General features: G+C 69.5%; 18 protein-coding genes. 8 read left to right on the forward strand and 10 right to left on the reverse strand.

Translation table 11 applies throughout. The annotated features are described in order from the left end of the window. Positions 1 to 44: 44 nt before the first annotated feature. Complete coding sequence (locus ISN75_RS05820; protein ID WP_343821923.1) at positions 45 to 1,955, reverse strand: DEAD/DEAH box helicase; 1,911 nt, start codon at positions 1,953 to 1,955, stop codon at positions 45 to 47. Between the two features lie 367 nt (positions 1,956 to 2,322). On the opposite strand from ISN75_RS05820, the gene fghA reads away from it, so the two are divergent. After that, positions 2,323 to 3,168: an S-formylglutathione hydrolase gene (gene fghA, locus ISN75_RS05825; protein ID WP_343821921.1), complete on the forward strand. Its 846-nt coding sequence runs from the start codon at positions 2,323 to 2,325 to the stop codon at positions 3,166 to 3,168. Then, positions 3,165 to 3,710, forward strand: a complete 546-nt coding sequence (rimJ, locus tag ISN75_RS05830; RefSeq protein ID WP_343821918.1) for a ribosomal protein S5-alanine N-acetyltransferase — start codon at positions 3,165 to 3,167, stop codon at positions 3,708 to 3,710. Before fghA ends, rimJ begins: the two co-directional genes overlap by 4 nt. Positions 3,711 to 3,816: 106 nt before the next feature. Here the strand turns inward: rimJ and ISN75_RS05835 are convergent, their stop codons facing one another. Both ISN75_RS05835 and ISN75_RS05840 read right to left on the reverse strand, forming a co-directional pair. Beyond that, on the reverse strand, positions 3,817 to 5,145 hold the full coding sequence (locus ISN75_RS05835; protein WP_343821915.1) for a DEAD/DEAH box helicase: 1,329 nt from the start codon (positions 5,143 to 5,145) through the stop codon (positions 3,817 to 3,819). A gap of 104 nt (positions 5,146 to 5,249) precedes the next feature. Beyond that, complete coding sequence (locus ISN75_RS05840; RefSeq protein WP_343821912.1) at positions 5,250 to 5,918, reverse strand: class I SAM-dependent methyltransferase; 669 nt, start codon at positions 5,916 to 5,918, stop codon at positions 5,250 to 5,252. A gap of 156 nt (positions 5,919 to 6,074) precedes the next feature. Here ISN75_RS05840 and ISN75_RS05845 point away from each other — a divergent pair, with 156 nt between their 5' ends. Together ISN75_RS05845 and ISN75_RS05850 are read left to right on the forward strand one after the other, a co-directional pair. Then, entirely contained in the window at positions 6,075 to 7,301 is a 1,227-nt protein-coding gene (locus ISN75_RS05845; RefSeq protein WP_343821910.1) for an MFS transporter, read from the forward strand. Positions 7,302 to 7,393: 92 nt separating this feature from the next. Continuing rightward, the gene (locus ISN75_RS05850) at positions 7,394 to 7,879 is read left to right on the forward strand and encodes an FKBP-type peptidyl-prolyl cis-trans isomerase (protein WP_167258012.1); all 486 of its coding nucleotides are present in this window, start codon (positions 7,394 to 7,396) and stop codon (positions 7,877 to 7,879) included. Between the two features lie 71 nt (positions 7,880 to 7,950). Here ISN75_RS05850 and ISN75_RS05855 read toward each other — a convergent pair whose 3' ends face one another. The 5 genes from ISN75_RS05855 to ISN75_RS05875 all read right to left on the reverse strand — a co-directional run bounded on the left by ISN75_RS05855 (position 7,951) and on the right by ISN75_RS05875 (position 12,491). Further along, complete coding sequence (locus ISN75_RS05855; RefSeq protein WP_167258014.1) at positions 7,951 to 8,391, reverse strand: organic hydroperoxide resistance protein; 441 nt, start codon at positions 8,389 to 8,391, stop codon at positions 7,951 to 7,953. 51 nt (positions 8,392 to 8,442) lie between these two features. Further along, positions 8,443 to 8,904 (reverse strand): MarR family transcriptional regulator, encoded by a 462-nt coding sequence (locus tag ISN75_RS05860; protein WP_343821905.1) that lies wholly within the window; start codon positions 8,902 to 8,904, stop codon positions 8,443 to 8,445. A 198-nt stretch (positions 8,905 to 9,102) separates the two neighbouring features. Continuing rightward, positions 9,103 to 9,666 carry a C40 family peptidase gene (locus ISN75_RS05865; RefSeq protein ID WP_343821902.1) on the reverse strand — a complete coding sequence of 188 codons (564 nt, stop codon included), beginning with the start codon at positions 9,664 to 9,666 and terminating at the stop codon, positions 9,103 to 9,105. A gap of 101 nt (positions 9,667 to 9,767) precedes the next feature. Next, positions 9,768 to 11,141, reverse strand: a complete 1,374-nt coding sequence (locus ISN75_RS05870; RefSeq protein ID WP_343821899.1) for a hypothetical protein — start codon at positions 11,139 to 11,141, stop codon at positions 9,768 to 9,770. A 75-nt stretch (positions 11,142 to 11,216) separates the two neighbouring features. After that, positions 11,217 to 12,491, reverse strand: a complete 1,275-nt coding sequence (locus ISN75_RS05875; protein ID WP_343821896.1) for a hypothetical protein — start codon at positions 12,489 to 12,491, stop codon at positions 11,217 to 11,219. Positions 12,492 to 12,550: 59 nt separating this feature from the next. On the opposite strand from ISN75_RS05875, the gene ISN75_RS05880 reads away from it, so the two are divergent. From ISN75_RS05880 to ISN75_RS05895, 4 genes are all read left to right on the forward strand, one after another. After that, positions 12,551 to 13,810, forward strand: coding sequence for an NAD(P)/FAD-dependent oxidoreductase (locus ISN75_RS05880; protein WP_167258020.1), 1,260 nt, complete (start codon positions 12,551 to 12,553; stop codon positions 13,808 to 13,810). 80 nt (positions 13,811 to 13,890) lie between these two features. Then, positions 13,891 to 15,237 carry a glutathione-disulfide reductase gene (gene gorA, locus ISN75_RS05885; RefSeq protein WP_343821893.1) on the forward strand — a complete coding sequence of 449 codons (1,347 nt, stop codon included), beginning with the start codon at positions 13,891 to 13,893 and terminating at the stop codon, positions 15,235 to 15,237. A gap of 107 nt (positions 15,238 to 15,344) precedes the next feature. Beyond that, entirely contained in the window at positions 15,345 to 16,124 is a 780-nt protein-coding gene (hutG, locus tag ISN75_RS05890; protein ID WP_343821890.1) for an N-formylglutamate deformylase, read from the forward strand. Between the two features lie 191 nt (positions 16,125 to 16,315). Beyond that, positions 16,316 to 16,528, forward strand: a complete 213-nt coding sequence (locus ISN75_RS05895) for a hypothetical protein (protein ID WP_167258026.1) — start codon at positions 16,316 to 16,318, stop codon at positions 16,526 to 16,528. Positions 16,529 to 16,695: 167 nt separating this feature from the next. Here ISN75_RS05895 and ISN75_RS05900 read toward each other — a convergent pair whose 3' ends face one another. Beyond that, entirely contained in the window at positions 16,696 to 17,124 is a 429-nt protein-coding gene (locus tag ISN75_RS05900) for a RidA family protein (protein WP_343821887.1), read from the reverse strand. Continuing rightward, complete coding sequence (can, locus tag ISN75_RS05905) at positions 17,121 to 17,789, reverse strand: carbonate dehydratase (RefSeq protein WP_167258030.1); 669 nt, start codon at positions 17,787 to 17,789, stop codon at positions 17,121 to 17,123. Before can ends, ISN75_RS05900 begins: the two co-directional genes overlap by 4 nt.

Genomic DNA, 17,789 nt, shown 5'->3' on the forward strand with positions numbered 1-17,789 from the left:
CAGCCAAGGTCGCCCATGCGAAACGATGCGCAACGCCCGAAGAGTCAGCGCTTCTTGAACGGCTTGCCGCCGCCCGGGCGCTTGCCGCCGGGGCCGCCCTGGCCGCCCTTGAAGCCGCCCGGACGATAACCGCCACCGCCGCCGGCACGGCGCGGCGGGGCCTCGCCCGCGCCGCTGTCGTCGCCGTCCCATTCGCGGATGCGCAGCTGCTGCTGCGCCACCCACACCTTCTTCAGGTGCTCGAACACTTCCTTGGGCATGCCGTCGGGCAGGTCGATCAGGCTGTATTCGCTGCGGATGCTGAGGCGGCCGATGTGCTGGCTTTCCAGGCCCGCCTCGTTGGCGATGGCGCCGATGATGTTGCCCGGCTTCACGCCGTGCTCGTGGCCGACTTCCACGCGGTAGGTGCGCTTGCCCTGCTCGGTCTGGTGCGCGCGCACGGGGCGCGTGCCGAATTCGCGCGGCGCGCCGTCGCGTTCGCGCTGCTGGCGAGGTGCGCGCTCGCGCTCGCCGCCGTGGCGGTCCTCGCGGTGTTCACGCTGCTCGCGCGGGGACTGCTCGCGAAAGCCCTGCTCTCGAAAGCCCTGTTCGCGCGGCGCCTGCTCGCGCTTCGGCGGCGGGCTGAGCAGCAGCGGCTGGTCGCCCTGGGCGATGCGCGCCAGCGCGGCGGCGATCTCGATCGCGGGGATGTTGTGCTCCTGCTCGTACTGCTCGATCAGCTGCTGGAACATGCCCAGCTCGCCCACCGCCAGCGTGTCGCTGATGCGCTGCTTGAACTTGGCGATGCGCACGTCGTTCACCGCCTCGACGGTGGGCAGGCGCATTTCCTCGATCGGCTGGCGCGTGGCGCGCTCGATCGCGCGCAGCATGCCCTTCTCGCGCGGCGTGACGAACAGGATCGCCTCGCCGCTGCGCCCGGCGCGGCCGGTGCGGCCGACGCGGTGCACGTAGCTTTCGGTGTCGTACGGGATGTCGTAGTTCAGCACGTGGCTGATGCGCTCCACGTCCAGGCCGCGCGCGGCCACGTCGGTGGCGACGAGCACGTCGAGCTTGCCTTCCTTCAGCTGCTGGATCACGCGCTCGCGCTGCGCCTGGGCGATGTCGCCGTTGATGGCGGCGGCGGCGAAACCGCGCGCCTGCAGCTTCTCGGCCAGTTCCTCGGTGGCCTGCTTGGTGCGCGCGAAGATGATCATCGCGTCGAACGGCTCGGCCTCGAGGATGCGCGTCATCGCGTCCAGCTTGTGCAGGCCGCTGACGAACCAGTAGCGCTGGCGGATATTGGTATTGGTGGTGGTGGCCGCCTTGATGGTGACCTCGACCGGGTCCTTCAGGTGGCGCTGCGCGATCTTGCGGATCGGCGGCGGCATGGTCGCCGAGAACAGCGCCACGCGGCGCTCCGGCGGGGTGGCTTCGAGCACCTTCTCGACGTCGTCGATGAAGCCCATGCGCAGCATTTCGTCGGCTTCGTCCAGCACCAGGTAGCTGAGCTCGGAGAGGTCCAGCGTGCCGCGTTCCAGATGGTCGATGACGCGGCCGGGCGTGCCCACCACGACCTGCACGCCGCGCTTGAGCGCGTGCAGCTGCGGGCCGTAGCTCTGGCCGCCGTAGATCGGCAGCACCTGCAGGCCGGGCATGTGCGCGGCATAGCGCTGGAACGCTTCGGCCACCTGGATGGCCAGCTCGCGCGTGGGCGCCAGCACCAGCGCCTGCGGCTTGCCGGGCTTGAGTTCGATGCGCGACAGGATCGGCAGCGCGAATGCGGCGGTCTTGCCGGTGCCGGTCTGCGCCTGGCCCAGCACGTCGCGGCCTTCCAGCAGCGGCGGAATGGTGGCGGCCTGGATCGGCGACGGCGACTCGTAGCCGACGTCGGACAGCGCCTTGAGCACTTCCGGCTTGAGCGCGAGCGCAGCGAAGCCGGCGGCCGCCGGCTGGGATTCGGAGGACGGGGAGGACATGGGGAACCTCGACAGGGCAGGCGCGGCGCGCGTGCGTGAGAATGCAGGCATTGTAGCAGCCTGGCTGGCCTGAGCTGCGGGATGTAGGGTCAAAAAGCCCATTCCGTGCAGATTTGGCGCCGAAATCCCCGCCCTCAGGCCCCAGGGGCTAACCCTTCTCCCATTGGGAGAAGGTGCCGGCAGGCGGATGAGGGTGCGGGCGGAGCGGGGCGCCGCACTCCGCCGTACCGTTTTTTCCCGTCATTGCAGCCTGCGCCGGAATGACGAGCCTAGGACGCCCGGCTGAGATTCGACTCTGATCAGGCCGGCGGGAGAGCGGCTTCTGCTTATCATGCGTGGCCGCGACGCGATGGATGAAGGAAGACGTATGTCCGAGATCGAAACCGTTACCGAACACCGCAGCTTCAACGGCATACAGGGCTTCTACCGCCATTCGTCGGCAAGCTGCGGCGGCCCGATGCGCTTCGCGGTATACCAGCCGCCGCAGGCCGCCTTGCGCGCCTGCCCGGTGCTGTACTTCCTGGCCGGCCTGACCTGCACCGAGGAGACCGCCACCATCAAGGCCGGCGCGCAGCGCGTCGCGGCGGAGCTGGGCCTGATGCTGGTGATGCCGGATACCAGCCCGCGCGATACCGGCATCGAAGGCGCCACCGGCGACTGGGAGTTCGGCGAAGGCGCAGGCTTCTACGTGGATGCCACGCAGGCGCCGTGGTCCTCGCGCTTCCGCATGCACAGCTATGTGGCGGACGAACTGCCCGCGCTGCTGGCGCGGCACTTTCCGGTGGAGCTGGAACGCAGCGGCATCTGCGGCCATTCGATGGGCGGGCATGGCGCGCTGACCATCGCACTGAAGCATCCCGAGCGCTATCGCTCGGTGTCGGCGTTCGCGCCGATCGTCGCGCCCACCCAGGTGCCGTGGGGGCGCAAGGCGCTGCCGCGCTATCTCGGCGCAGACCCCGCCGCGTGGGCGGCGTACGACGCCTGCGAGCTGGTGCGCGAACGCACGTTCGGCGGCGAGATCCTGATCGACCAGGGCGAGGCGGATAAATTCCTGGCCGAGCAATTGCGCCCGGAACTATTCGACCAGGCCTGCGCCGAATCCGGCCAGGCGCTGCAGCTGCGCCGCCACGCCGGCTACGACCACAGTTACTGGTTCATCGCCAGCCTGATCGAGGACCACCTGCGCCACCACGCGCGGGCGCTGGAGGCATGACCATCCTGCTGACGCCGCGCACGCGCATCCGCCACGCCAGCGAAGCGGATGCGGCCGCGCTGTGGCGTTTCCGCATGGAGAACCGCGCGCACCTGGCGCCGTGGGAACCGCTGCGCGAGGAGCGCTACTACACGCTGGGCCATAGCGCGCAGACCATCGCGGACTGGCGCGAAGCGATCCGGCTCGACCGCGGCTACGCCTTCCTGGTGCTCGGCCACGACGAGCGCGAAGTGATCGGCACGTTCAATCTCGCCAACCTGGTGCGCGGCGTGTTCCAGGCCTGCCATCTCGGCTACGCCGTGGCGCAGCGCTGGCAGGGGCAGGGCCTGATGCGCGAAGCGCTGGAAAGCGGGCTGGCCTGGGCGTTCGGTCCGCTGGGGCTGCATCGCGTGATGGCGAACTACATGCCGCGCAACGAACGCAGCGGGCGCCTGCTGGAGCGGCTGGGCTTCGAGCGCGAGGGTTATGCGAAGCGCTATCTGTGCATCGGCGGCGAGTGGGAGGACCACGTGCTCACGGCGCTGATCCATCCCAGAGGGTAGGTTGGGGTGAGCCGCAGGCGAACCCCAACAGCGCGAAACGCAGGAGCGCGGTCGTGTTGGGGTTCGCCTGCGGCTCACCCCAACCTGCGCCGTGCTTTCGCGTTGCTCAGGCCTTTGCGGCGGGACGACGGCGGCGGCGGCGCTTGTGGTTGCCGTCGCTGGCGCGCTCGGCGCTGCCTTGCTGCGCATGTCCGTGCGGACGATGCGACGGCGCCGGCCGCGACGGACGCTGCTGGCGCTGGCCCTGCGGCTGGCGCTGGCCCTGCACCGGGCGCGGCGCGCCGGCATCCAGGCGCAGCGGCTGCGAGGGTTCGAAGCCGGCCACGTCGGTGATGGCGATTTCCTGCTTGAGCAGGCGGCGGATGTCGCGCAGCAGGCCGGATTCGTCGTGGCTCACCAGCGACACGGCCAGGCCGTCGGCGCCCGCGCGGCCGGTGCGGCCGATGCGGTGCACGTAGTCCTCGGCCACCATCGGCAGGTCGAAGTTGATCACGATCGGCAGCTGGTCGATGTCGATGCCGCGCGCGGCGATATCGGTGGCCACCAGCACGGTGATGCGGCCGGTCTTGAAATCGCTGAGCGCGCGGGTGCGCGCGTTCTGGCTCTTGTTGCCGTGGATGGCGGCGGCGCGCAGGCCGGCGGCTTCCAGGTAGCGCACCAGCTTGTCGGCGCCGTGCTTGGTGCGGCTGAACACCAGGGTCTGGCGGCGGCTGTCCTGGGCCAGCACGTGCAGCAGCAGGTCGCGCTTGCGCGCGGCGTCCACCGGATGCACGTGGTGGCTTACCGTGGTGGCCACGGTATTGGGCGGCGTCACCGACACCTCGCGCGGCTCGTGCATGAACTGCATCGCCAGCGCCTTGATCGGCGGCGCGAAGGTGGCCGAGAACAGCAGGGTCTGGCGCTGCCTGGGCAGCGCCGCGAGGATGCGCTTGAGCGCCGGCAGGAAGCCCATGTCGAGCATGCGATCGGCTTCGTCCAGGATCAGCGTGTCGATGCCGGAAAGGTCGACGCTGCGCTGCTGCATGTGGTCGATCAGGCGGCCCGGCGTGGCAATCACCACGTCGACGCCGCGGCGCAGCGCCTGCATCTGCGGGCCCATGCTGACGCCGCCGAAGATGGTGGTGCTGCTCACCCGCAGGTGGCGGCCGTAGTCGCGCAGGTTGTCGTTGACCTGGGCGGCCAGCTCGCGGGTGGGGGTGAGCACCAGCGCATGCGGACGGCGCGTGGTGGCCGGGCGGGCCGAGGACAGCTTGTGCAGCAGCGGCAGCGCGAACGCGGCGGTCTTGCCGGTGCCGGTCTGCGCGGCGGCAAGCAGGTCGTGGCCTTCCAGCACCACCGGAATGGCGCCGGCCTGGATGGGGGTGGGGTTGGCGTAGCCTTGTTCGGCAAGCGCACGCAGCAACGCGGGCGCGAGGCCCAGCGATTCGAAAGACATGTATGGATGCTCCAGAGGCGCAACCCGGAGCGTCTTGCGAACCGCGTTGCAGTGTTCAGTAGGGGAGGGCGGCGGTTGCCGCGCCGCCGAGTATAACCGAATTGTTACGCCGCTGCCTGACCGGGCCGGCGGGCCACCAGCAGGTAGCTGTTGAACGGGGTGTAGCCGAACAGGGGACTCACGGAAACCGCCAGCCCGGCGGCTTCCAGCGGCTGGCGCAGCTCCTCTGAGGAGGGATAGTGCTGGGCACCACCGCGGATCAGCCCGCTTACGCGCAACCACAATTCCTCGGCCCGCGTGGCGTGGAAACGCCAGCTGCGGTCGCGCAGCACGCTGCGGATGACCAGCGCGCCGCCGAGAGCGAGCCGGCCGATCGCCGCCTGCAGCAGCGCGGCCTGCGCCTCGCGCGGCAGGTAATGCAGCATGTCCAGCAGCGCCACGTGGCCGCGCAGTTCGGGCAGCGCAGCGGCGTCCGAGGTCCGCAGCTCGATCGCGTTCTGCAGCCCCGCGCGGCGTACCGCGGCGCGGCCTTCGGCGATCTTGCGCTCGTCGCGGTCCAGGCCCAGGTAGCGCGGCAGCATGCCGCGCGCATGCAGGTACAGGCCGAGCAGGCCGATGCCGCAGCCGATGTCGAGCAGGGGCAGGGCACTGCCGCCGATGGCCTGCGCGGTGGCCGCATAGACCGGATCGGAAGCGAGCTTGCCGCGCACGTAGCCGCGCTGGAAACGGCTGTCGTAGCAGGCGGCGATGTCTCGGTGCGAGAGGGAATCCATCGGTCCGCAAAAAATTCCGGGTCCCGCAGACTAGCCTCCGCCCTGCAGCGATTCCATTGGCATGGCGTGAATGTTCCGTACCGGGCGGGAGCGGTCTTGCACCGGGGAGCGCATTGGTGTCTTGTGGCGCCACTCGCCGCCATCGATGGAGCTTCCATGCGCCTGTTCGAGCCCTTGCGCGAACTGAATTCCACGCAGCGCCACACCGTGCTGGCGAGTTTCCTGGGCTGGACGCTGGATGCGTTCGACTACTTCCTGCTGACCTTCGTGATCGTGGCGGTCTCCAAGGAATTCCACGCCGACAAGGCGCAGGTGCTGTACGGCCTGTTCCTCACCCTGGCGGCGCGGCCGCTCGGCGCCTTCCTGTTCGGACGGCTGGCCGACCGCTACGGACGGCGGCCGGTGCTGATGATCGACGTGGTGCTGTTCTCGCTGTTCGAACTGGCAACCGCGTTCGCGCCTACGCTCACCGTATTCCTGGCGCTGCGCTTTCTGTTCGGCGTGGCGATGGGCGGCGAATGGGGCCTGGGCGCGTCGCTGGCGATGGAGAGCATTCCGGCGCGTACGCGCGGGTTGGTCTCGGGGCTGCTGCAGAGCGGGTATCCGTGCGGCTTCTTTCTCGGCGCGCTGGTGAACTGGCTGCTGGTGGATCACATCGGCTGGCGCGGACTGTTCATCGTCGGCGCCGCGCCGGCGCTGCTGGTGGTGTACATCCGCGCCAGCGTGCCGGAATCGCCGGTGTGGGAAGCGGGGCGCGGGGAGCGCGCCAGGCGCGGCCTGTTCGAGCAGATGCGCGGCCACTGGAAGCTGGCCTTCTACCTCACCCTGCTGATGGCCGCGTTCAACATGTTCAGCCATGGCTCGCAGGACCTGTACCACACCTTCGAGGAAGAGGTGCTGCACCTGCCGACCGGCTCCGGCGCGGCCTTCCTGCTGGTGGCCATGCTCAATCTCGGCGCCATGTTCGGCGGCCTGTTCTTCGGCGGCCTGTCGGAACGCTACGGGCGGCGGCGCACCATGATGACCGCGGCATTGCTGGCCATTCCGGTGATTCCGCTATGGATGTACGGCGGCTCGATGCTGTGGCTGTCGGTCGGCGCCTTCCTGATCCAGGTGATGGTGCAGGGCGCCTGGGGCGTGGTGCCGACCCATCTGAACGAGCTGTCGCCCGACGCCGTGCGCGGCACCCTGCCCGGGGTGGCTTACCAGCTGGGCAATCTGCTGGCGGCTTATACGGCCAATGCGCAGAACCTGATCGCCGAGTGGCGCGGCGGCGACCTGGCCTTCGCCATGGGCGCGTGGATCGCCGGGATTGCGCTGATCCTGGCTTTGCTGGTGTGGCTGGGGCCGGAAAAGCATGGCGTGGGGTTCGGAGAGCGCTAGCTAGCGGACCCTTCTCCCTCCGGCGACCCGAAGGGAGAGGGGCTCAAGGCCTCTGCTAGAATGCCCGCCTTTCGCACATCACGAGACAGGCAATGAAGGCTGGCAAGGACAAGGTCATCTCGCTCCACTACACCTTGACGGTGGACGGCGAGAAAGTGGAAAGCTCGCTCGATCGCAACGAGCCGCTATGGGTGCTGCTGGGCCATGGCCAGCTGATCCCCGGCCTGGAGAAGGCGCTCGACGGCCACGAGGCCGGCGCCCAGCTGCAGGTGGAAGTGGCGCCGGAGGAAGGCTACGGCGTGCGCCAGGAAGGCCAGATCCAGCGCGTGCCCAAGAAGTACTTCCAGAACGGCCAGAAGCTGAAGGCCGGCGACACCACCGTGCTGGCGCTGAAGCAGGGCGGCCACCGCGTGGTGGTGGTGCACAAGGTGGGCATGAGCGCGGTCGACGTGGACCTCAACCATCCGATGGCCGGCAAGACGCTGCACTTCGACGTCACCGTCAACGAAGTGCGCGATGGCAGCGAGGAAGAAATCCAGCACGGCCACGCGCATCCGCCGGGCGCCGAGGCGCACTGAGCGCTTCGTTCGCGACGGCATGAAAAACGGCGCCCTGGGGCGCCGTTTTTTTTCGCCTGGCGGTGGAGCGATCAGGCCGCCAGGGTGATCTGCACGTCCACATTGCCGCGGGTGGCATGCGAGTAGGGGCAGATGTCGCTGTGCGCGGTATCGATCAGCTTCTGCGCCACCTCGCGGTCGATGCCCGGCAGGCTCACTTCCAGCTTCACGGCGATGCCGAAGCCGGTCGGCTCGCGCGGGCCGATGCCGACCTGGGCGGTGACCGAGGCATCCTTCAGCGCCACCTTCTGCTCGCGCGCCACATAGCGCACCGCGCCTTCGAAGCAGGCCGCATAGCCGGCGGCGAACAGCTGTTCCGGGTTGCTGCCGTGGCCGCCCGGGCCGCCGAGTTCCTTCGGCACCTTCAGGTCGAAATCGAGCACGCCATCGCTGCTCTTGATGTGGCCTTCGCGGCCGCCGTGGGCGGTGGCGGTGGCGGTGTAGAGGATCTTGCTGACAGTGCCGTTGCTCATGATCGTTTCCTCGGTGGGTGTGATGTGGTGCGGGGTGGGTGATGGGTAAGGTCAGGCGTCGGTGCTCAGTACCCGCGCGGCGAGTTCTCGCAACTCGTCGCGCAGGCGGCGCATGTCGTCGGGCTCCATGCAGAGCCGGGCCGCCAGACAGGCGGGGACCGATTCGGCCGACGCGCGCAGCTCGCGGCCGGCCGGGGTCAGGCGGATTTCCACTTCGCGCTCGTCGCTGCTGCGGCGCTCGCGCGAGACCAGGCCGGCCTGCTGCAGGCGCTTGAGCAGCGGGGTGAGCGTGCCGGAGTCCAGCTGCAGGCGGCGGCCCAGTTCGCGCACCGTCACGCCGTCCTGCTCCCACAGCACCAGCATGGTCAGGTACTGCGGATAGGTGAGGTCCAGCGACTCCAGCAGCGGGCGGTACGCCGCGGTCACGGCGCGCGAGGCGGCGTAGAGCGCGAAGCAGAGCTGCTGGTCGAGCAGCAGGATGTCCGGGCTGGTGGAGGGCTTGGCGGTCTTCATGGGGCGAACCTTAGGCGCAAAATTCAATTGTGTACAATTGAATTTTTCAATCGGAGCGATAGTCGGGACGGGGGAGCGGGGAGCGGGGAACGGGGAACGGGGAGCGAGGAGCGAGGAGCGAGGAGCGGGGAGCATGAGGGAGAGCGCGGCCTTCAGCCTCGTATCACCCCATAAGTTCCCTGTTCCCCGTTCCCCGCTTCAATCCAGCAGCCGTTTGCCGAAGGCGAAATGGTCCTTCCAGTACGGACCGTCGATATCGTCCAGCCGCACCGTGCCGCCGCTGTTGGGCGCATGCACGAAGCGCCCCTTGCCGACGTAGACGCCGACGTGGCTGATGCCGCTGCCGCTGCCGAAGAACACCAGGTCGCCGCTCATCAGGTCGGTCATGGTGCCGACCCGGTGGCCGCTCATGGCCGACATCTCGCGCGAGGTGCGCGGCAGCTGCAGGCCGGCCGCCTGGCGATAGATGTAGTCGACCAGGCCGCTGCAGTCGAAGCCGCCGTCCGGCGTATTGCCGCCCCAGCGGTACGGCGTGCCGACCAGGGCGATGGCGCGGAACAGCACGTCGTTGGCCGTGCCCGCGGCGCCGTCCGGCGCGCGCGCCGGCAGATTGGCCAGCGCGGAGCGCGATTCCTTATAGGTGGGCTGCGGCCGGCGCGGCGCGCTGGAGCAGGCCGCCAGCGCCAGCAGCACCACGGCCAGCGCCGCATGCCGCAGCGCGAGCGGCGGGCAGGTGGTCGGGGCGGCGTTGGCCTGGCGCATCGGAATTCCCTGGCGAGCGACGGCGCGAGGCTAGCAAATCAATAAGTTGGATGGAAGTCTTGAGGATTGATCTGAGGCTCGACAGCGATTGAGATCGCCGCTCACTTCACCGGCGTTCTGGCGACGGTGACGGCCCGCTCCTCCAGCACCTTGCCGTCCGCATCGCGTACGCGCACCCGGTAGTCGCCGGGGAACAGGTAGAGCGCGCTCTGCGCGTCGGCGTCCAGGAAGGCGAAGCGGTCCGCGGCCACGGCCGTGTCGGGTTCTTTCGCGTAGAACGCCTCCACCAGGCAGGGGAATTTCTCCTTGCACAGGCCGCCGTCGACGGCCAGCGGCAGCCGCTGCCCGCCCAGCCCCAGCCAGTCGGGGCGCTTTTCGTCTTCACCCGGGGGCTTGGCGGGAATCAGCGCACCGTCCAGCGTGTACCAGCCGGGCACGGCCTTGGCGTCCTTCGGGGCGTTGCCGTCGGGCGGCAGGATCACCGACACGTCGTGCAGCGTCGGATCCGAACTCCAGGCCGCCGCGCCGGTCGCGCCGGCTTCGGGCTTGCGCTCCAGCACGATCGGCACGGTGGGATGGAAGGCCGCCACCAGCTGGTCATAAGCCGCATGCGGCACGCGCGGATTGGCTTCGCGGAACTGCGTCTGGTCGATCGACAGCGGCTCGATGCCGCTCAAGCGCGCCAGCTCGGCCGCCATCGGCGCGGCCCAGCCCAGCCGGCCCTTGGCCTTGTCGATATGCGCGTAGCCGGCATGCACGAACAGGCGCGCCTGCGGATGGTCGGCGAGCACGCGCTTGTAGAGGTTCTTGGCCTGGCCGGTTTCGCGCCCGGCGGTGGAGGAGTTGTCCGATTCGTACGGCACCACCACGAAGCCCAGTTGCAGCGCGCGGCGTACCAGCTCGCCGTACAGCGGCTCGTGCAGGTATTCGCTGCCGCTGTTCGTCAGCGGATAGCCGCGCCTGGCCAGTTCGGTGTCGTCGTCGCCCAGCGCCTCCACCGCGAAGTGGGTGAAGCCGGCGGCCTTCAGGCGCGGCAGCAGGGCCAGGGTGAGCTCGCGCGTGTGCGGGTCGTGGTGCGCCTCGTTGATCAGCACCAGCCGGCGCCCCGTGGCGAGGCGGGTGATCGCCGTGGCGGCATCCACCGCCTGCCAGTCGCCGATCGCGGGCAGCGGATCGCTGTAGACCTTGCGGCTGTCGATGGGGAAATCGCGCAGCGCCTGGCTGTACAGGCCCAGCTCGCTTTCGGTGGTGGCCAGCAGCTGCTTGGCCACCAGGCGCTGGTTCAGCGGCAGCTTGTGCATGGCCACCAGCAGATAGCGGTAGCGCGCCAGGTCGTCGGTGAGCGGCTTGAGCTCGCGCAGCAAGGCGAGCGTGGAAGGGTCGATGTCGCTGGCGCGCGCCGCGCCGCCGTACAGCAGTCCGAACGCACAGCAGATGGCCGCGGCCATGCGCGAAACCCGGTGACTCGATGGCATGAATCCGTTCCCCCTTGATGCGTGAAAGCTAGTTGCACCGAAACGAAAAATGCAAAAGCACTGCAACAAACCCTGTCAGGGAGCGACCTCCAGCCTGCGCTCCGCCAGCGTGCGGCCCTGCGCATCCGCGGCGCGCAGCACGTACTTGCCCGGATACAGATAAAGCGAACTCATCCCGTCCGCGGCGAGGAAGGCGAAGCGGTCGGCGGGGATCGCGTCGTCGTTCTCGTCCGCATGGCGCGCTTCCACCACGCAGGGGATATGCCCCGCGCACAGGTCGGTGGTGATCAGGCGCGAACTGCGCTTGCCGTCCAGGGTGAGCCAGCGCGGCCGGCGCTGGTGACCGGGCGGCGGCAGGATCACGTCGACGTCGTGGCGCGTGCGGTCGGCGCTCCAGGCGCTGCCGTCGTCGCGGCGCACCAGCACCACCGCGCGCTCGGGTTTGTAGAGCGCGAGCAGCTGGCGATACGGATCGTTGTCCAGCTTCACGCCGATATCGCGCCAGCGGGTCTGGTCGATGCTGAGCGGATCGAGGCCGGTCAGCTGCTTCAGCTGCATCGCCATCGGCTGCACGCCGGCGCCGAGATTGCCGGGCGCCTTGTCGATATGCGCGTAGCCGGCATGGATGAACAGCCTGGCCTTGGGGTCGGCCGCGAATACCTTGCGATACAGCTGGCGCGCCTGGCCGCTTTCGCGTTCGCCCGCGGTGTTGGCGTCCGACTCGTAGGACACCACCACGAAGCCCAGCTTCAGCGCCTGCCGCACGATCTCGCCGTACAGCGGTTCGTGCAGGTACTGGCTGCCGCTGGCGGGAATCGGGTAACCGCGCCTGGCCAGCTCGGGATCGCCGTCGTGCAGCGCCTCGGCGGCGAAATGAGTGAAGCCCGCGGCGCGCAGGCGCGGCAGCAGGGCCAGGGTGAGCACGCGGGTGTGGCCGTCGTGGTGGGCCTCGTTGATCATCACGATGCGCCGGTCCGCGGCGAGCTTCGCGATGACCTCGGCGGCATCGTCCGCGCGCCATTGCTCCGGCTGCGGCAGCTCGCCTTCGTAGCTCACCCGGTTGTCGAACGGGAAGTCGCGGATCGCTTCGTCGTACAGCCCCAGCTCGTCCTCGACCGCGGCCAGCAGCTGCAGCGGCATGATGCGGTCGTCGTGTTCCAGGCGCGGGATGGCGTCGGCCAGGTGCTGGTAGCGCTGCAGGTCGGACTTCAGCGGCTGCAGCTCGGCGTACAGGTCGCGCGCCTGCGCCGGGTGGCCGGCGGCCGCGGCGAGGCCGGCACTGCATAAGCCCAATCCCATGGCGAGGCCCAGCCGCAGGTACCGGCGCGCCACGCCCAGCTGCATGTCCATGCCTACCCCCGGATACGAGGCCGGCGGGGGAGCAGCCTCGCGCCGCTACAATAGCCCGTATGGATGCTTCGCGCAGTGATGTTCTGATCCTCGGCGGCGGCGTGATCGGCCTCGCCAGTGCCTATTACCTGTTGCGGGCCGGCGCCTCGGTCCGCGTGCTGGAGCAGGGGACGCCCGGCTGCGGCAGTTCGCACGGCAACTGCGGCACCATTACGCCCAGCCACGCGGCGCCCCTGGCGATGCCGGGCATGGTCGGGGTGGCGCTGCGCTCGATGTTCCGCGCCGACGCGCCGCTCTATCTCAACCCCCGGCCCGACCCGGAGCGGCTGCGCTGGCTGCTGGGCTTCGCGCGGCGCTGCAACTGGCGCGATTTCGAACGCGCCACGCGGGCCCGCTCGGCGATCCTGCAGCGCTCGCGCGGGCTGCTCGAAGCGCTGGTGCGCGACGAGGCGCTGGACTGCGAATTCGTGCCCGGCGGCGAGCTCTATGTCTACCGCGGCCGCGCGCAGATGGAGGCCGATGAGCGCCATCACGCCCAGGTGCTGGACCGCCTTGGCATCGAGGTGGAACGCCTGCGCGGCGACGCGGTGGAAGCCCTGGAACCGGCCCTGCTGCCCGGCGTGGCGGGCGGCCTGTTCCATCCGGGCGATGCGCAGCTGCGGCCCAACCGCTACGCGGCGGAACTGGCGCGCCGCGTGCGCGAGCTCGGCGGCGTGATCGAGAGCGGCGCGCGCATCGACCAGTTCGGCCTGCAGGGCGGCCGCATCTCGCACGTGCGCACCACCCGCGGCGTGTTCCATGGCGAGCAGGTGGTGATGGCGCTGGGCGCCTGGTCGCCGCTGCTGGGCAAGCTGCTGGACCTGCGCCTGCCGATGCAGCCGGGCAAGGGCTATTCGATCACCTACACCCGTCCGGAACGGGCGCCGCGCCATGCGCTGGTGCTGCGCGAGGCGGCGGTGTGCGTCACCACCTGGGGCAGCGGCTATCGCCTGGGCAGCACCATGGAATTCTCCGGCTATGCCGAAGGCCTGAACCGCACGCGCCTGGATGCGCTGCGCCGCGGCGCGGCCGCCGCGCTGCGCGAGCCGGAAGGCCCGGAGGTGGTGGAAGAGTGGTGGGGCTGGCGGCCGATGAGCATGGACGAGGTGCCGCTGATCGGCCCGAGCACGCGCTGGTCGAACCTGTTGCTGGCCACCGCGCACGGCATGCTCGGCGTGAGCATGTCGGCGGCCACCGGCGAACTGGTCGCCGCGCTGGCCGGGCGCGGCGCGCCGGCGATCGATCCGGCGCCGTATGCCCCGGCACGCTTCGGCCTGTGAGTCCTTGACGTGGACTTACAGCAGCGGCCGTTAGCTTGCCCCGTTTCGTACCGCAGCTTGATGGCGAGGAACCTCGACGCATGGCCGACACCTACGACCTGATCGTGCTCGGCGCCGGCTCCGGCGGACTGGCCATGGCCTTCCGCTCGGCACGGCACGGCGCGCGCGTGGCGCTGCTGGATCCCGGCGCGCTGGGCGGCACCTGCGTCAATGTCGGCTGCGTGCCGAAAAAATCCCTGTGGTTCGCCGCCCAGCTCGCGCATGCGATGCAACTCGCGGGGCCCTACGGTTTCGAAGGCGGGCCGGGCCGGTTCGACTGGGAACATTTCCGGCAGCGGCGGCTGGCTTATATCGACGGCATCAAGCTGCGCTACGAAGAGCGCCTCGCCGCCGCCGGCGTGCACTGGTTGCGTGAAGCCGGTCGCTTCGTGGCGCCGGACACCATCGCCACCGACAGCGGCGCCGAGCTGCGCGCGCCGCAGATCGTGATCGCCACCGGCGCGCGCGCGCAGCGCCCGCCGCTGCCGGGCTTCGAGCTGGGGCTGGTGTCCGACGACATGTTCGCGCTGCGCGAACTGCCGCGGCGCATGGCTGTCGTCGGCGGCGGCTATATCGCGGTGGAATTCGCCGGCCTGCTGCGCGCGCTGGGCAGCGAGGTGACCTTGCACGTGCGCGATCGCATGCTGCGCAGCTTCGACGGCGAGGTGGTCGCTTCGCTGGAAGAGCACATGCGCACCCAGGGCATCACCTTCGCCGATGGCGCGCGCATCGCCGGTGCGCGCCGCGACGGCGACGCGATCGTGCTGGACGACGCCAGCTGCGGCGAATGCGGTCCTTACGACGCCGTGCTGTGGGCGCTGGGCCGCGTGCCGAATACCGAGCGGCTCGATCTCGACGCCGCCGGCGTGCGCTGCGACGGCCTCGGCCACGTGCTCACCGACCCCTGGCAGAACACCAACGTGCCCGGCATCGCCGCGCTCGGCGACGTCACCGGCCGCCTCGCGCTCACGCCGGTGGCGGTGGCCGCGGCGCGGCGCCTGGCCGACCGCTGGTTCGGCGGCATGAACGAGGCGAAGCTCGACTACGACGACGTGCCCAGCGTGGTGTTCTCCGAGCCGCCGCTGGGCGCGGTCGGCCTGACCGAGGCGCAGGCGCGCGCGAAGTTCGGCGACAGCGTGCGCGTCTACCGCAGCCGCTTCACGCCGATGCAGTGGTCGCTGGCCGGCCTGCACGGGCAGACCCTGATGAAACTGGTCTGCGTCGGCGCGGACGAGCGCGTGGCCGGCGTGCACGTGCTGGGGCCGGGCGCGGACGAGATGCTGCAGGGCTTCGCGGTGGCGGTGAAGATGGGCGCGTGCAAGCGCGACCTCGACGCCACGGTGGCGATCCATCCCAGCTCCGGCGAAGAGCTGGTGCTGATGTCGTAGGTTGGGGTGAGCGCAGCGAACCCCGACGTGGCATTCCCCATGCGCGGTCTGTTGGAGTTCGCTCCGCTCACTCCAACCTACGGCGGTGCCGCCGGTACACTGCGCCGATGGATACCTACACCCTGCATCGAGGCAGCGCTCCGCTGCTGATCAGCCTGCCGCACGACGGCAGCTTCATTCCCGAGCCGATCGCGGCGCGCCTGCATCCGCATGCGCGCCGCGCGCCGGACACCGACTGGCACGTCGGCCGCCTGTACCAGCCGCTGGCCGAACTGCTCGGGGCGAGCGTGATCCGTCCGCAGGCGTCGCGCTATGTGGTCGACCTCAATCGCCCGGCCGACGGGCATGCGCTGTATCCGGGACAGCGCGAGACGGGCCTGGTCTCCACCATCGGCTTCGACGGCGAGCCGCTGTATCTGGACGGACAGGAGCCCGATGCGGCGGAAGTTCAACAGCGGGTAAACGATTATTGGCGTCCGTATCACCAGGCGCTCGCGCAGGAAATTGCGCGGCTGCTGGCGGCGCACGGCCGCGTGGTGGTGTGGGAAGGCCATTCGATCCGCAGCCGCGTACCGATGCTGTTCGAAGGCCGGCTGCCCGACCTCAATCTCGGCACCGCCGACGGCGCCAGCTGCACGCCCGCGCTGCAGGCGCAGCTGGCGGCCTGCCTGAAGGCGCAGTCCGACTACGCCTGCGTGGTCAACGGCCGCTTCAAGGGCGGCTACATCACGCGGCACTACGCGCGGCCGGAGCAGGGCGTGCAGACCGTGCAGCTGGAGCTGGCCCAGCTCAATTACATGGACGAGGAAAGCTTCGCCTACGACGAGGCGAAGGCCGCGCGGCTGCAGCCGCTGATCCTCTCGCTGCTGCGCCTGTGCGTGGCGTAAGCGCAAGGAATTTCGACCGGTAACGCGCCAGCGGAAAGTCAATAAGCGCGCGGTCTTTGCATGCACGGCGCGCGCTGATTTTCCGGTTCCAGCGCGGCGCGGAACGTGCCAAGGTAAACCCGCCGCGCCACCCGCGACGCCGGGTTCCGGCCGGGCCCGCGGCGACTTAAAAAGCTTTCGAGGTTTTCCCCATGCGCAAACTGGCCATCGTTTCTCTGCTGATCGCGGGTATGGCTCTTACCGGATCGGCGTTCGCCCAGGATGGCGCGGCCGCGCCGCAGACGGGCACGACCAAGTCGGCGACGCATCACGCCAAGCATTCCAAGAGCAAGGGCCACAAGGCCGCGAAGGGCTCCAAGAGCTCCAAGAAGAGCGCCATGCCGGCCACCACCACCACGCCCTGAGCGTTGCTCGTCATTCCGGCGCAGGCCGGAATCCAGTGGCGTTATTGTCCGGTGGTCGCGAACGACTCAAGCGCAAGGCCTTCCAACGCCCGCATCTTCAGCGGAGCGCCTCGCTACTGGATTCCGGCCTGCGCCGGAATGACGAGGATGTGGCGCCTCGCCTGCTGTCAGCTATCCGCCGACAACGCCGCGATGCACTTCAGCTCGATCGCGATCGGCGTCGGCAGGTCGGTGATGCCCACCGTGGTGCGGCAGGCGTCGACGCCGGCGAAGTATTCCGCGTAGAGGCGGTTGTAGATCGGAAAGTCGCGCGCCATGTCGGTGAGGAAGACGGTGACGTCGACCAGGTCTTCCCAGCGCGCGCCGCTGGCTTCCAGCACGTGGCGCACGTTGGCGAACACCTGCCGGCACTGCGCCTCGATGTCGTAGCTGAGCAGGCGTCCGTCGGCATCGGTGACATTGCCGGGAATGCCGTTGCTGCCCGGCATGCGCGGACCCACGCCGGAGAGAAACAGCAGGTTGCCCACGCGCCGCGCGTGCGGATACGCGCCCACCGGGGCGGGCGCGCGGTCGGTGCGGACGACGCCGTCGTTCATCGCGGCAGGGCCGGGCCGGTGGTCAGGCGCCGCAGCGCATCCTGGTAGGCCGGATACAACTGCTCGCGCGAACTCACGTGTAGACCGAGGTCGTTGATGTGCCCGTCGAACAGGCTGTAGCACCAGGCGTGCACGGACAGCTTCTGCCCGCGCTCCCACGCGTCCATCACCATGGTGGTGTGGCAGACGTTGACCACCTGCTCGATCGCGTTGAGTTCACACAGGCGCGTATTGCGCAGCTGCATCAGGTCCAGCGAGGCGAGCATGCCGGTGTGCTTCTGCGCGACGTCGGCCACGTGGCGCAGCCAGTTGTCGACCAGGCCCAGGCGGCGGTCGTCCAGCACCGCCTGCACGCCGCCGCAGCCGTAGTGGCCGACCACCAGGATGTGTTCGACCTTCAGCACGTCCACCGCGAACTGGATCGTGCTCAGGCAGTTGAGGTCGGTATGCGACACCACGTTGGCGACGTTGCGCTGCACGAAGATGTCGCCCGGCGGCAGGTCGACGATCTGCGTGGCCGGCACGCGCGAATCGGAGCAGCCGATCCACAGGTACTTCGGCGCCTGCTGCTGGGCGAGGCGTTCGAAGAAGTGCGGGTCCTCGCCGCGTACGGCGGCGGACCAGCGGCGGTTGCTGTCGAGCAGGTCTTGCAGGGGGCTGTTCAA

It is taken from the genome of Dyella marensis (assembly GCF_049532885.1).
GTDB classification, from domain to species: domain Bacteria; phylum Pseudomonadota; class Gammaproteobacteria; order Xanthomonadales; family Rhodanobacteraceae; genus Dyella_D; species Dyella_D marensis.